The organism is Verrucomicrobiia bacterium, from assembly GCA_035629175.1.
GTDB lineage: Bacteria > Verrucomicrobiota > Verrucomicrobiia > Limisphaerales > DASXHY01 > DASXHY01.
On record DASPIL010000021.1, the window covers coordinates 74,383 to 89,096 of the forward strand.

General features: G+C 59.3%; 14 protein-coding genes. 1 reads left to right on the forward strand and 13 read right to left on the reverse strand.

What is annotated here, in order from left to right; all coding sequences use genetic code 11:
- Nucleotides 1–251 precede the first annotated feature (251 nt).
- Nucleotides 252–920 (forward strand): hypothetical protein, encoded by a 669-nt coding sequence (locus tag VEH04_03555; protein ID HYG21833.1) that lies wholly within the window; start codon nucleotides 252–254, stop codon nucleotides 918–920.
- A 29-nt stretch (nucleotides 921–949) separates the two neighbouring features.
- Here VEH04_03555 and VEH04_03560 read toward each other — a convergent pair whose 3' ends face one another.
- The 13 genes from VEH04_03560 to VEH04_03620 form a co-directional block, all read right to left on the reverse strand.
- Nucleotides 950–1,846, reverse strand: a complete 897-nt coding sequence (locus tag VEH04_03560; protein ID HYG21834.1) for a rhomboid family intramembrane serine protease — start codon at nucleotides 1,844–1,846, stop codon at nucleotides 950–952.
- On the reverse strand, nucleotides 1,843–3,918 hold the full coding sequence (gene uvrB / locus VEH04_03565) for an excinuclease ABC subunit UvrB (protein ID HYG21835.1): 2,076 nt from the start codon (nucleotides 3,916–3,918) through the stop codon (nucleotides 1,843–1,845). Before uvrB ends, VEH04_03560 begins: the two co-directional genes overlap by 4 nt.
- Before the next feature lie 34 nt (nucleotides 3,919–3,952).
- On the reverse strand, nucleotides 3,953–4,744 hold the full coding sequence (locus tag VEH04_03570; GenBank protein HYG21836.1) for an RDD family protein: 792 nt from the start codon (nucleotides 4,742–4,744) through the stop codon (nucleotides 3,953–3,955).
- Entirely contained in the window at nucleotides 4,741–5,763 is a 1,023-nt protein-coding gene (locus tag VEH04_03575; protein HYG21837.1) for a stage II sporulation protein M, read from the reverse strand. Before VEH04_03575 ends, VEH04_03570 begins: the two co-directional genes overlap by 4 nt.
- 2 nt (nucleotides 5,764–5,765) lie before the next feature.
- A complete protein-coding gene (locus VEH04_03580; protein HYG21838.1) occupies nucleotides 5,766–7,154 on the reverse strand; it encodes a DUF58 domain-containing protein in 1,389 nt (462 codons plus the stop codon).
- Between the two features lie 33 nt (nucleotides 7,155–7,187).
- Entirely contained in the window at nucleotides 7,188–8,147 is a 960-nt protein-coding gene (locus VEH04_03585; GenBank protein ID HYG21839.1) for a MoxR family ATPase, read from the reverse strand.
- A complete protein-coding gene (locus tag VEH04_03590; protein ID HYG21840.1) occupies nucleotides 8,137–9,489 on the reverse strand; it encodes a DUF4350 domain-containing protein in 1,353 nt (450 codons plus the stop codon). The genes VEH04_03585 and VEH04_03590 overlap by 11 nt, the downstream gene beginning before the upstream one ends.
- On the reverse strand, nucleotides 9,486–11,153 hold the full coding sequence (locus tag VEH04_03595) for a DUF4129 domain-containing protein (protein HYG21841.1): 1,668 nt from the start codon (nucleotides 11,151–11,153) through the stop codon (nucleotides 9,486–9,488). Before VEH04_03595 ends, VEH04_03590 begins: the two co-directional genes overlap by 4 nt.
- Nucleotides 11,126–11,449, reverse strand: coding sequence for a rhomboid family protein (locus VEH04_03600; GenBank protein ID HYG21842.1), 324 nt, complete (start codon nucleotides 11,447–11,449; stop codon nucleotides 11,126–11,128). The genes VEH04_03595 and VEH04_03600 overlap by 28 nt, the downstream gene beginning before the upstream one ends.
- Before the next feature lie 3 nt (nucleotides 11,450–11,452).
- Nucleotides 11,453–12,052 carry a hypothetical protein gene (locus VEH04_03605; GenBank protein HYG21843.1) on the reverse strand — a complete coding sequence of 200 codons (600 nt, stop codon included), beginning with the start codon at nucleotides 12,050–12,052 and terminating at the stop codon, nucleotides 11,453–11,455.
- 131 nt (nucleotides 12,053–12,183) lie between these two features.
- On the reverse strand, nucleotides 12,184–12,966 hold the full coding sequence (locus VEH04_03610) for an IS5 family transposase (protein ID HYG21844.1): 783 nt from the start codon (nucleotides 12,964–12,966) through the stop codon (nucleotides 12,184–12,186).
- A gap of 129 nt (nucleotides 12,967–13,095) precedes the next feature.
- The gene (locus VEH04_03615) at nucleotides 13,096–13,596 is read right to left on the reverse strand and encodes a hypothetical protein (protein ID HYG21845.1); all 501 of its coding nucleotides are present in this window, start codon (nucleotides 13,594–13,596) and stop codon (nucleotides 13,096–13,098) included.
- 1 nt (nucleotide 13,597) lies between these two features.
- Entirely contained in the window at nucleotides 13,598–14,398 is an 801-nt protein-coding gene (locus tag VEH04_03620) for an RDD family protein (GenBank protein HYG21846.1), read from the reverse strand.
- Between the last annotated feature and the right edge of the window lie 316 nt (nucleotides 14,399–14,714).

The window sequence follows — 14,714 nt, forward strand, 5'->3', positions numbered from 1 at the left end:
AACAAGACACTTCCGATTTCTCAGATCTGAAGCATTCAGGCGGTTTTTGTTTCAATGGCCTACACCGCTTCATAGCGCGTTCGATCGGTTGAACTCGCAATGACCGAGGAAAGCCGTGGGGCGGCACAGTCGGAGACAAATCTGTCCAGTTCCGGTTCCTCCGAGCGTCGCGAAAAGCCGGCAAAAAAGGTTCTCCGTACATCTCACGAATTCACGGCCTTGCGGCACGTGACCTGCATTTCACCCGCGATATGGCAGCATTCGAATCGTTTTATAGTGGCGCACCGGAAGTGAAATTAGATGGAGTTTCCGTCGAGCTGCCTCCCGATCGAAAATCATTCGTTGCCATCCGCTCCTACCTCGAATCGCTCGCGTTGCAACAACAACGAATTCTTTGCGCCCTCAATGTCGACGGGCAATCGATCAACCTCACCCAGCCCCGGGTTCCGTGGACGACATTTTCCCAGATCGAAGGTGAGACAATGACGCTCAACGAAGTGCCCGCCCAGTTGGTGCGCGCCGCATTGCAGCAGTCGGGCACCCTCCGTTCGCGAGTCCAAAAGGCAGTCGAACTGGTCCTGATTAACGACTGCAGCCAGGCGAGGGAAATCTGGTGGGCGCTGTCCACCGCCTTGAAGGAACCTCTCCTGACGCTCAGCCTGCTGCCTGACCACATTTGCGGACCTGCCAACGGCCGGGCCTCCCTCACCCAACTTCGGAAATGGCAGCTCGAACAGCTCGGCAACATTATCCAGGATATCGACGACGCCAGCCAGAAGGAGGACACCAGCGCACTCTCCGACGCCCTCGAAAAACGCGCCCTTCCCTGGCTGGATAATCTGCTCGAATCCCTGAACCTCTGGAGCGAAACTCTGGCAAGCCTGTCCCCAGAACCGATTCGACCGGCTCAACGCTCGTAACGCCGGGCGAGCCCGACCTTCGGGACACATCACGCACGTCCACTGCGGGTTTCCGCCCAGGCGGACAATCCTCCCCAGGCGAGTCCCGCGAGGAATCCAACCAGGTGCGCGGTATTCGCGACCGGCCCCATCCAGCCGGTGTAACACACGACCAACCAGATCAGCAGAATCGTCATGCTGTGGCCATCGAGGAAAAGTCCCGATTCCCGGTTCAACTTGCCCTGGATCCACACATACCCCGCCAGGCCATACACAACGCCGGACATGCCGCCGAATCTTGGCCAGCCCGTGACAAGCAATTGCGCGACGTTGGATGCAACTCCTATTCCGACCACCAGCAGCAACAAATTGAACGTGCCACGCCGCGCTTCAATCATGGACCCCAATTGATACAGCCACATCATGTTGAACAGAATGTGAATGGGTCCGAAATGCAGCAGGATGGGAGTAATCAGACGCCACACCTGCCCCGAAAAAACTTCAGGCATCCCTGGTCCGCCGACCAGCGGATCGCTAATCAACAACGGCAGATACGCTTCCTCGTTGCTGCCGAAACGAGTGTAGAGGGAAACGATTACGCAAACCGTGATGAGCGAGTACGTCAGCAGCCCGACGCCATAAGTTCCGAAGCTTGTAAACAGGCTTCGTCGCGAGCGCACCCGCTTCCGATACGCCTCATTATCCTTGCGCTGCCGTTCGCGGGCCTCCTCCGCAGCCTGCCCCGCATCCTGATACTCAGCCGCTTCGGGATTCGCAGAAAACCCGCCCAGATAATCCTGTGCACGGGCGAGGTCATCCTCTTCGTGGATCCAGATCGCGTATGTCCCGTCCTGTTCCCGTTCCACTGCGTTCGAGATGCCGCGTGAAACGAGAAAATCACTGAACACGCGCGCCTGACCGCCCGGAAGGTGGCCGATGTGCCTCATTTGCGCAGCGAGCGGGCTTTTCCGCGCTGGCGGCCCCGGGGTTTTACATAGCTCGCCCGGCGCGCGGCGACGTTCGTCGACGAAGGACTATCAATGTTTGATTTCTCTCCATGCAGCATGCGTTTCAATTCCTTGATCTGGTCGCGAAGCAGCGCAGCCTTTTCAAATTCCAGGTTGTTGGCAGCCGCTACCATCTCCTGCTCCAAGTCCTTCAACGTCGCAGAAACATCTATGTCCACGCCTGCTTCGTTCAGGACTGATTGCGCCTCTCCCTGCGCTTCGCGCGCAGATGACAGGCTTTCGTCAACGGCACGACTTACACTTCGCGGAGTGATGTTGTGTTCCTGGTTATACGCGACCTGCCGCGCCCGCCGATGCTGGGAAATCGCGAGGAACTTTTGAATGCTCTGCGTCTTTACGTCGGCATAAAGAATTACCTCCCCATTTAAATGACGCGCCGCGCGGCCCGCCGTCTGAATGAGGCTTGTCGTGCTCCGCAGATAACCCTCCTTGTCGGCATCAAGAATCGCGACCAGCGAAACTTCCGGCAGATCGAGCCCTTCGCGCAACAGATTGATGCCGACCAGCACATCAAACTCGCCCTTGCGCAACGACCGCAAAATTTCCACGCGCTCAATAGCGTCAATCTCACTGTGCAGGTATTGAACCTGGATGCCAACGTCTCGCAGGTAATCGGTCAATTCCTCGGCCGTGCGTTTCGTGAGTGTCGTCACCAAAACCCGTTCCTTGCGCTCCACGCGTTCGCGCGCCTGATGGATGAGATCGTCGATCTGACCCTTGAGGGGCTTCAGAGTAATGGTCGGATCAATAAGGCCCGTCGGCCGGACGACCAGTTCCACCACGCGGTCGCGCGACCATTCCAGTTCCTTTGGCCCGGGAGTAGCGCTGACATATACGGTCTGACGTTGCATTGCCTGGAACTCCTCGAAATTCAACGGCCGATTGTCCAGCGCGCTGGGCAGCCGAAACCCGTGCTCCACCAGAACTGTTTTGCGCGAGCGATCTCCCGCATACATGCCCCCGATCTGCGGGACCGTCGCGTGGGACTCATCGATGACCAGCAGATAATCCTCAGGGAAAAAGTCAAAGAGCGTGTGAGGTCGTGATCCCGGCGTGCGGCCGGCCAGATGCCGCGAGTAATTTTCAATTCCGGAGCAGAATCCCATCTCCTCCATCATTTCCAAATCGTATTCCGTTCGCATCTTGATCCGTTGCGCTTCCAGCAGTTTTCCCTGGCTTTCAAACCACGCGATGCGTTCGCCCAGCTCCTCGCGAATGCGCAGCAATGCGGGGCGCAGCTTCTCCGCGGGCGCGACATACTGCTTCGCGGGAAAAACCATGTTCGAGTTCAACGATTCAATCGCCTCCCCGGTCAGCGGTTCGAAGCGTGTGATCCGCTCGATCTCATCCCCAAAAAATTCCACGCGCAAGGCGTCTTCGCGCCCCGCGGGACAGAGCTCGATCGTGTCGCCCCGCACGCGAAACTGGCCGCGCGCAAACTCGATGTCATTGCGGGAATACTGCAGCTCCACGAGGCGCCGCAGAAAATCCTCGCGCGTGACCTGCTGGCCCACGCGGACGGGCAGGACCATCGCCTCGTAATCCTCCTTGCTCCCAATTCCGTAAATGCACGACACGCTCGCAATCACCACCACGTCCCTCCGCGTGAAGAGCGAACTCATGGTCGACAGCCGCATCCGCTCGATCTCCTCGTTCACGCTGGAATCCTTTTCAATGAACGTGTCGGTCCGCGGGATATACGCCTCGGGTTGATAGTAATCGAAGTAGCTGACGAAATATTCCACCGCGTTGTTTGGGAAAAAGCCCTTGAACTCGGCGTACAGCTGCGCAGCCAGGGTTTTATTGTGCGAAATAACCAGCGTTGGCTTTTGGACATCCCGGATCACGTTTGCCATCGTGAACGTCTTGCCCGATCCCGTCACGCCGAGCAATGTCTGATGCTGGGCGCCCGAGCGCAGGCTTTCAGTCAAATCGCGGATCGCGGCAGGCTGGTCGCCGGCGGGTTGATAGGGTGAAACCAATTCGAACATGACGCGTGAAAAGTACGGGCGGCGCTGGTTCCCGTCAAACCGGGGTACGCCCGCGGGCGTCCTTCCGCTCCGACCGGCTCGTCCGGAACAGGATGTCCACGACGTTGCGAATGTATTGTTCGTCGGGAACTCCGTCGGTGCATTCCGGCGGGAACTCGACCTTCGCGCGAAAATGGGCAGCGAGCTCCGAGAAAAGCTCCACCCGCGCGGTTCCTTCAAAGTCATCGCGACGCAACAATGCCTGCATTGCGATGCGCGCTTCGGCGGGTCCGACTGCCTGGCGCAACCGCGCTGTCAGATGCGGGTGTTCTCGCAGCGAGTTGAACTTGTCAGTCAAAAGCTGGTCCAGATCCGGCTCAACCCTCTGTGGCACGCGAATCACATTGGTGTTGGCCGCAATGTCACCCAGGCGCTGGCACTTGCGATTGAACCAGCACGCGATACCCCCAACCAGGTAAAGCGCGGGGAGAATATCCACGAACCGCAACAAGTTTCGCGTAACCACCTGGTCGAACTGCAATCTCAACCCTTCCGCATCCACCACGCGCAACCGCAGAACCCGCTTTCCAATCGTCTGCCCGCGCCACAGCCATTCCAGAACAATCCCGTAACCAACGCTCAGCACGAAATACGCGACGGTCAGAACCGCACCCGCGAGCCCGGCGTCGAAGAGCTGCAGCCCGTTTCCGGCGATTCCCACGATCATCATCAGCACGCCGATCGCCGCCGCATCTATGCTCCACGCGAGAAAGCGAATCACAGGGCTCGCCAAAGGCTGGGCAAAGACAATGCCCTCGGGCGTCCGAATTTTCAGTTCCGAGTTCACGGTTCGTTCGCAGACGCCCTGGAATTCTTCGCCTGCCTCCTGCCGGCAAATCCCAGATACGCACACAGGAGAATAAACTCAACGGTCCCGAACGCAATTTTCGCCGAGTAGGGAATGACGGGCTCATGATATTGCGACAGAAATGCCTCGATGAAGCCGGCCCAGATCAACATCAGGCCGACACCAAAGATCAGGGTCACGATGTCCTTCGAAGCCGCGCGCAGCCGCGTGCCCAATGGAAGCCGGTTTCCCCAACCGATCAGGGCGAGCGCCAGGATGAATCCAGCCTGCCCCGCAATCAGGATTGCTGGAATTTCAATCACGCCGTGCGGCATCAGCCAGCCCATGAGAAACCGGGTCTGCCCGTCGACCACGTAATCCACAACGATGGCTCCGAGAATCACGCCGTTGTAGAACAGGATAATGATGGTTCCAACGCCCCAGGTCATTCCCATTCCCAGCGTGAAGATTGACACCTTCGTGTTGTGGGTCATGAGCATTGCGGAAAACGAACTCTTGTATCCGCTCAAATGATCCCCAGCGTTGCTTTCCTCCTCCTTCACACGTTCGCTGGGTCGCATCTGATCGTGGCCGAAGGGCATGATCACATGGCGCGAGGGCGGATCGAGCAGCGTGGCAAAGCCGCCGAGCGCCGAGCCTGCCAGCGTGATGGCGGCGGCCAGATAAAACGCGCGAACATGCCGCCGAAAAGTTTGCGGCAGGGTATGAAGGAACCACTGAACCGGACGAAAACGCCTCCGCTTCTCGCGCGTCTCATGCACTTCGCCATAAGCCCGCGCCACAAGGCTTTCCAGGTAACGCCGCGTTTCAGGTTCCGATGAAAACGTGTTCAGCCGCGCCAGGTCCGCAGCCGCCCGCTCGTACAACTCGTGGAACCGCCGCAACTCCTGCAGTCCCAGCCGCAGGTTCGGTTCGGCTTCCAGTCGGTTCAGCGTCACCTCCAGTTCGGTCCAGGCAGGACGAGCAGATGCGATGAATCGGGGAAGATCAATGATCATGGCTAAAGCAGTTGCCGCCGTTTGATGTTCAGGTACTGGGTGATCACTTCGGAACTCAGCCGCTCGTTCTGCATGAGCGCAAACCGAACGCCCTGCCGTTGCAGCGTTTTGCCAACCTCCTGCAGCCGCGCCCATTGCAAATGGCCGCCAAGTTCCTCGTACAGTGCGTCTGCGGAATCAATCCCCTCGGTGCTGAACAACGGCCGCGTGCCAGGCGGCTGAATCATGCCGACAAGGACAAGATGCTGCCGACGGATCAGCTCCACATTCCCGACGAAACCCTCCGCCAATGTGGGATCGTCGAGCGAAGTTAAAAACACGATCAACGCCCGCCGGCGCAAACGCAGACGGATGAATGTGCAAAGTTCATCGAAGTCGGGCGTCACGTTTCGCGCTTGCAACGTGTAAAGCGTGTCTCGGCATGCGCTGTAATGCGCCTTGCCGTTTCGCGCGCGAACGAAGCGATCCACCCGGTCCGAGAAGGTGAGCAGGCCAAAGAGATCGCCCTGTTGCTCCGCCGCAAGCCCCAGCACCAGCGCGGCAGTTACAAACCGTTCCAGGATGGAATCGCTGGACCTGCTGGATTCGCCCCGAGAATGCCCAGGCGACTTCTCCGAATCGCCAACTGCAGCCGCATTGAGCGGCCTGCGTGCGCTCAAGCGGGAGGCATCGATCACGACGTACACCTCTTGCGTGCGTTCCACCTGGAAAACTTTCGTGACAGGCCGCCCGCGCCGCGCGGTCGCTTTCCAATGAATATCATCAAAGCTGTCGCCCGGGCTGTAGTCGCGCAGCTTCTCAAAGTCGCGCCCCTTGCCCACCTGCCGCTGCGCGTGAAGGCCGAACCCTCCCCGATTCAGAAACAGCGCCGCAAGGTTTCTGCGCTCCGTCATCAGGTTGGGATACACGCGCAACTCTGAGTCAATATCCACCCGCTTGCGAGCTGCCCACAGGCCGAGGGGCGACCTGCCCTCGACATAAGCGGATTCCACCCGGAAGCGGCCGCGCTGGAGCGGAACGCATTTCCACGGCACCCGCGACCATTCCGCGCCCGCCGGCAACGTGATTGAAAGCTCCTCCTCCTCAGGTCTGATTTCAGATGGCAATCCGATGGCGACACGCACCGTGCGGGCATGAAGCGGCTCATTGCGAATCCGCATCTCCAGGGTGACAGGACGATCCTTCGACATCCGCACGATGGGATCCAGAAGGATTCCCAATCCGCGAATCCCCGATGAGGCGCGCAGGCCATCCAGCAAAACAATAAGAGCGAGGACGCCGATTCCGATCAGCGCAGGCAGCGTCATTGCGGGCTCAACCGCGGCAACCAAAGTGAGCGGCAACGCCACAAGTGCGACGAAGAACAACAGCCTTGAGCGCGGTACAATCATGACCTCATTGCTGAACGTGCGTGCAACAGCTCTTCATCGGGGAACTGCGATCTGCTGCAGAATTTGCTGAATGACTTCCGCCACGCTCAATCCCTCGATTTCAAATTCGGGACGCAGGATGAGGCGATGTTCCAGAACCGGCACGGCCATGGCCTTGATGTCATCGGGGGTCGCGAAGTCCCGTCCCGACATTGCCGCATATGCGCGGGCCGCCATGATCAACGCCTGCGTGGCCCGCGGTCCCGCGCCCACCAGCACACTCTCGTTCTCGCGCGTCGCCCTGACGATATCCACCAGGTAGGCGATCAATTCGTCACGGATCACGATTCCTGCAAGCGTCTCACGAAGCGCGCCAAGTTCCTCGGGACGGATGACAGGCTGCACAACTCCTTGCGCCAACAGCGTTTCAGGCGCCTCCTTGGTCATCGTCCGTTGCGCCAGCGCCAGTTCCTCAGCGCGATCGGGAGCCTTCATCGTGATCTTCAACATGAATCGATCCTTCTGCGCTTCGGGCAGCGGATAGGTCCCCTCGTACTCGATGGGATTCTGCGTTGCGAACACCGTGAAGTTTCCGGGTAATGCATGCGTGTCCCGATCAATCGTCACCACCCGCTCCTGCATTGCCTGCAAGAGCGCCGACTGTGTTTTGGCGGGAGCGCGGTTGATTTCATCGGCCAGGAGGAAGGACGTGAAAACGGGACCTTTGATGAGTGAGAACTCGTTCCGCTGCAAATTGAAAACGCTCGTGCCCGTGATGTCCGCAGGCATGAGGTCGGGCGTGAACTGGATCCGCGCGAAATCGCTTCCCAGCACGTGCGCCAGCGTCCGCACGAGCAACGTCTTCGCAACCCCCGGCACACCTTCGATCAACGCGTGGTTGCCAGTAAAGATCGCGATGAGCGCCTTCTCGACGACATCGTGCTGGCCGATGATCACTTTTCCGGTTTCATGCCGCGCCTGCGCGAGCACTTCCTTGAGTCTTTCAATGTTCATGTGGGTTCAGTGTTCCGTCTTTTCCGGCAGCCGCATCATGGGTTCCCAGCTTCGTGCCTGCATCCGCCCGGCGGTGCTTTTCGAGCGCCGCTTTAATCCTGTGATAGGCACGAACAGGATCCCTGCGTGCCGCAGGTTGCGCATGCTCTTCCTCAAAAATGCGATCCGCTTCCGCAAGGCGGGCAGCCGAATAGCGTCGGTTGCCGCCCGCCGTCCGTTTCCATTCCGCAAACCCAGTCGCCAAAACTTCGCGGGTTGGAATGCTGCGGCGAAGAAGGTTCACGAAGCCCGCTGAAGCATGCTTCCCGACGACATAATCCCTTCGCCGCTCTTCCTCGTGAGCTGGAAGGAGGCTGAAGGCGTTCTTCCAGATGAACAATCCCGCCAAAGCGATCAGAGCGCCGGCAACCCAGTGCAGTCGATACTTTCGCAACAATGTCGCCATGCCGGGCTGCTCCGTCACCCCGAGGTGCGCCTCGTCGAATACAACCTCCCGCGCAGGGCCGATAAACCATGCAAGGAGATCGGCGTGTCTCTCCTCATGCATCGCTTCGTTGCTCACAAAGTAAGAATCGGTCGCAAAGACGATGCTGCCCCGGCCCCATTGGCGCTCCACCACAACAGGGTGGCGTCCGCGCAAATAAATCGTTTTCCAGGCCGATGAGTTACTGATGACAATCCCGCTGTGCCATTCCAGTTGCTCGGGCAGTGCGAGGTCGCCCTGGCGCTGCACGAGCACCGGCTCATAAACAGATTCATCATCCTTCTCAAGAGCGCGCATATCAAAATCAATGCCCCAGCGCTCCGCGAGCCGAACGCGTGAAGCAGCATCCTCGCGCCTGCGCATCCGGCGCGGCCTGCCGGCAGGCGCGTCCTCCTCCTGTTCCTGCAGCGAATCCCCGCCCTCCGCGTCATCAGGCCGATGACGCGGGACACCGTTCGTCGGCGGATCGTCCTCCCAGTTGCCGAACTGAAACGTGTTCACAGACCGCGGACGAAACGTGATCGCGAGCCTGCCACCGCCGCGAACGAATCGCTCGATTTCGTCCGCGAGGGAAGCGGGGATCCGGCGGAATTCACGAGGGGTTCCCGCGAGGTGCAGATACGTCACCCGCTCAGTCTCAGGCAGGCGGTTGTCGGTTGAGTAATCACGCCGCACTCGCAGCCCAAGCCGATCGAGTGATTCATAAAGAGCCATCGTTCCCAGGGGATCGGCGCGTAACGAAGAATACGGCGGATAGACGTCGCCGATATCATACCGCAACTTGAATAAGTGCAGGACTCCAGCGCACAGGGCCGCAATGCACAGCAGCATCAACACGAAAGGGAGCGCGCGCCTCATGGGGTGCGAATCCTTTCAACGCGGTTCGCAAACTCCGTCACGAGCTGCGGGTTCACCTCGTGCATGCCGTACCAGATGCGTTCGAATACGGACAGGTTTTCACCGAACAGCGGCAGGAGTTCAGGCAACGCGTGCGCGCGGCGCTGCAGTTCGATTGCGTAATCGCGATTCGACTTGTGGCGCGCAATGCGGATCAGGTTGCGCGCCGCCAGATGCGCCAGGCTCGCCAGATAAAACGCCCGCAACGCCAGCCGATACTCCCCGCGTTCGAACAGTTCGCGTCCAAGTCTTGTCCAGCCATCCTCAGGCATCTGGTCCGCGCCTACGTTTTCATCCGAAAGATCCGGCACGGTCGGAACAGCATCCGCAGCGATTGGACCCGGCGCGTTCTTCCTGCGCTTTAGATGGCGCATGAGGAACAACACCAAGGCTGTCGCGACGGCAGCAACCAGCACGAACAACAGAATCTGCTGCGTGACCATCCATCCCGATCCCGACCCTCCGCCACCTGGCGTCGACTTCCGATAAAACAACTTCCTGAGAAAGTCGTTGATCCATTGGAGGACAGCTCGGATGCCGTCCCGGATCATCTCGCCCATTCGATTGAAGAACCGAGCAATCACACCCGGCCCGCCTTCGGCAACTTGCTTTGTCGGCGGCATGCGCCACGTGTATTTGCGTTCTTGGATGACATCGGAGATCGCACGATCCAGATCGACCGCAGACACGGGCTGGGAAACGACAGGCGCGGGCGCAGCTGGTTCCTGCGCGGACATTGTGGCAACGGAGCTCAAGGTGATCAGCAATGCCAGGCCCGCCGCCAGCCGCTCCGGCTTCACTCGAAAGCGGCGCAGCTCCGAGCGAATGTCTTCGCCCGACTCGACCGCTTCGCCATGAAAACAACGCAGTGCGTAAATCACCTTGAGGAGCGGGTCGATGCACAGGTACGTTGCGCCTGCCACGACCAGCAGGAACGTCGTGTTCAACATCGCCGCCGCGCTTTGTGTGAAAATGGATTCCACTCCAAAAAGCATCTTGATCAAGCCGGGCAGCACATACGCCGCGATGCATAAGTTCAAGAAAACACAGCCGCCGAACAACGCTGTGAGGCTCAAGGCGACGTGATTCTGCAGGGGCCACAACGACGCTTGACGGCACGCGCGTTTGAAGAGCTTGGAGACGTCACCCCCGGCTGGGTCGCCCAGCGCGCTCACGCTCTGGAAGAACGCGATCACCCATGCAAGCGGAAGGCCCAGTGGAATCACCGACAGCGGAGTGACCACGAGGCCTGGCGTCTGGAGAATCGACTGCGCGACAAAACCGCGGAGGTGATCCCGCAACGTCAGGCTGCTCAACGTTTCCCCTGCGAGCTGGGCGCGAATGGCACGCGCGAATAGCGCCTGCCAGTGTTTCATCCAAAGATACAAGATTGCCACGCCGAGCGAGAACGCCGCGACATGACGGCTTGCGTATGGATTCCGGCTCATGTCGGCCCAGAAGTACAGAAACCCGAGCACGAAGGGAATCGAGCCAGCGTAATAAAGGAGCCAGGTCGAAGCGCCAACGCTGCGCAGGAGATGCGCCGCCTCCTCAATCAAATCAAGGCCTCCCCGCTCCGTTTTTCGCGCGCGCCGTTTCATCGATCCAGCCAGGGCGCCTTCCACAGGGTTCCTTCGTGAAATTCGGCGGGCAAACGGCTCAATCCATCCCCCACCAGAAAAAAGAAAAACCAGGCTGCCACGACGCTCACGACAAACTGTGCGCAGCGCTTAAAGGTGATAAAGCCGCGGCGCTGGTTGAGGGGAACCGACGCAAGCTTCTTGAGGCAGGCCGAGCAAACGACGCGGTCATCGTGTTCCGTGATGCACTCGCGGCAGAAACACTGTTTGCACTCAGGGCAGCGCGCCACCGCTTCGCGCATGGCATGATTGAAACACCGTTGATACGCGAGGGATGCCATGGATCAGGGGGTTTGATCCTGCCCAGGCGCAGCAGCTGGCTCAGCGCCTGCAGACTGCGGGCTCCTGGATGGCGCAACCGCGCGCGGTGCCTGGGCAGACAACGCCAGCCGTTCGAGAATCTCCTCCCCGGCCATGGAGCCCTGCGCCTCGGCAATGAGCGGACGCAAGCGTTCCAGCAGCCTTGTGGCGCGCGCGACGCGTGATACCGAATGAAGATCCTCCGTTTGAACTGCCGTTCGCAACTGGCACGCGCAGGTCTCGCCAAGAAGCAGATTGACGGCGAACGGAATGGCGCAAATGCCTGCGAGGATGCCGAAAACCCAACGCGCCACCGGCTCCGACGCGGTAAAGGCAATGACGCCGAACAGGACAACAAAGGCTCCAGTGATCACACCAAGGATCGCGATGCGCTGGGTTTTGCGAATCGTGATCGCCTGGATGTCGCGCAGGTAAAAGCGCTTGTAGCTTTCCGTAAAACCGTCAGTCGTCACGAGCAACAGGTGATCCCGGCCAAGCCACAGCCGAGAGCGAGACGCCGTGATCAGGGCAAAACCATTCTTCTGCCGGTTTCCCGTGAGTTTGATGTATTCGCGCTCGGCCATGTCAGGAGGTGGAAATGGCCACGAAAAAGAATACCCAGCCGATCAATTGGAGCGAGGCGATGATGCCTGCAACCACGAAACGCGCTCGCGAACCCTGAGAGCGCGTCTGAAAATGGATGATGCAGTTAGACTCACGCAAGTCGGCGAAGTTGAATGCGTATCATAGCCAGATGGATCCAAGCTTGGGCGCTGGATTCGGTTCGTTCGTAGTCGCGGACCAAACGACGGTGCCGCATGAGCCAGCCAAAGGTGCGCTCGACAATCCACCGGCGCGGCAAGACTGCGAAACCTTTCTTCGCATCCGAGCGCTTCACAATCTCCACATTCAACTCCGGCCAGTGGTCACGCACCCATTGAGCGAAGTTGTCGCCACTGTAACCGCCATCGGCCCAGAGTTTCCGCAGTCGCGGGAGCCATCCGCTCACTTGCTGGAGCAGCTTCTGTCCTCCGTCTCGCTCCGGACAACTGGCCGGCGTAACAAACACCCCCAGGATCAGCCCAAGAGTGTCGACCAGGATGTGGCGCTTGCGCCCCTTGATCTTCTTGCCAGCGTCGAATCCAACCTCGCCGCCGTGCCCGTCAGACTTGACGCTTTGGCTGTCCATGATGGCTGCGCTCGGCTGCGGATCACGCCCTTGATCCTCACGCACGCATATGCGAAGCGCGTCGTTGAGGGCAGCCCACGTGCAATCCAACGTCCAACCCCGAAATACGTGGTAAACCGTCTTCCAAGTCGGGAAGTTTTGCGGCAACAGGCGCCAGGGGATCCCGCCCTTGAGCACGTACAGGATCGCGTTGATCACAATTCGGCGATCAGTCTGCGGGCGGCCGAGTCGTTTGGGTTGTGGCAGCATGGGTTTAAGATATTCCCATTGCGCGTCGGTCAGATCGGTTTCAAAAGAGGCGTTTTGCATCGCCTCAACTGCGGCTCCGCCGAAAATGTGAAGCCAAAAGCGCGAGCGCAAAGTCAACGCATTCTTTTACATTCTCAAAGAGTTCGCGGTCGTTGCAGCCGCCGACTCCCGGGCCGGACTTATTGTCACTTATTTTTCAGACACGCTCTGAGTGATTCCCAAAGGCGCGTTGCGATATCGGAACACCAGGAACAATACTGCGGGCGCGGAGAAGATGGTGAGATAGAAGACAATCAACGGGTACAACGCCAGCGCCAATGCGAGGTTGTCATAACGGATCCGGGAGTTCTCGAGGCTTTTGATTTTTCCCTTCGTGCGCCCCGCCTCCAGGCATGCCGGGCAAAGATGCCGCTCGTCCAGAACGCAATCGCACAGGCTGCACACAAAGCGCCCGCAACTTTCGCACGCAACGGCCGCCTTCTTTTGCGGATGATAAAAGCAACTCGATTCGCCCTCGGTCAGGATCGTCTCGCCTTTCTCGCCAGTTGCGATGGGGCGGAAAAAGGCGGGGAAGACTTCCACCTTCAGCGGCGCCGCGCACGCCGGGCAGGGATTGAACCGCTCAGGATCGAAGACGCCCTGAAACAGCGGGTTCCGGCACTTGGGACATTGGATAAAGCTCGGACTCAAGTTACTTCACAACGACGCGCGTGTTGCAGATGCGATCATGCAGCGCCCGCCGTTCCTCCTTGTCAAACACCGCCATCAGGTAGCCGATAAGGCAGATCATCTGGCTGAGCATCTTCGCAAAGTAGCGCCCGCACGCCCGCGCATAGGAAACCTTGCCGCCCTCCGCCGTCACCACCCGGATCCCGACTGCCATTTTTCCGAGGGTTGCCCCATAGGCCCCAATCATCAGCGTTTCGTAAGTGACTGCCAGGCCAATGCCCACAACGGTGTAAACAACTTGGGAAATCCAGAAACCAGGCTGTCCGCGATCGGCCTCCTTGAGAACCAGTGCAAGCCCGAATCCCAGTGCCGCTCCAACGATCCAAAGCAGAATACCGTCGGCAAACATTGCCAGAAAGCGCTTCCAGATTGTCGCGTATTCGAGACCTGCCGGGTGAAGCTTCGCGCCTTCGGCAAGCTTCTGGAGAAACACAGGTTTGCAGTTGGCGCAAACGTTCACCGTGCCGTAGCGAATTGTGTCCTCGGCTGGAAAAACACCGCCGCATTGGGCACACGTCACCTGGGTTGCACCCGCCCGCGTACTCGCACCGGCCGCACCCGACGAGGCCAACGCTGCTCCGGAAGTCGCCGGTGCGGGCGCTCCCCCTGGCTGGCGCGCCTGGCGGTATGGCGCCCAGTTTCCCATGCCTTCCTTCCAGACGAGGGTCGCGTCGGTGATGCGGCCGGAGGCCCGCAGTGCATCGAGTTGCAAATCGTCGACGGGACCGGCCTGTTTTCCTTGATCAACGTAATACCAGTTCATTGCGGGATGGAATCAGCGAAATAATGCGGCATCAATGCTCCTGAACGCCGACTTTGTGCCACAGGTGTTTCGAAGTTCAAAGATCAAAGTTCGCAAGGAAGATAAATCGGGCGTGCTGAAAGTGGGTGGTCAAACTTGGTTTATGCAAACGCCCTCAGGCGAAGAAGCCGAAGAGGGATAGGGGTAGGAGCGAGGGATTAACCTCGCCCCTCCCTCCAAACCGGACGGGCGGATTTCCCGCATCCGGCTTTCCGTTTAGTGGTTCCTGTCCGGAGTTGGCTCGCTTCGGCTCGGGCTGTGGCCAGGGAGATCAGCC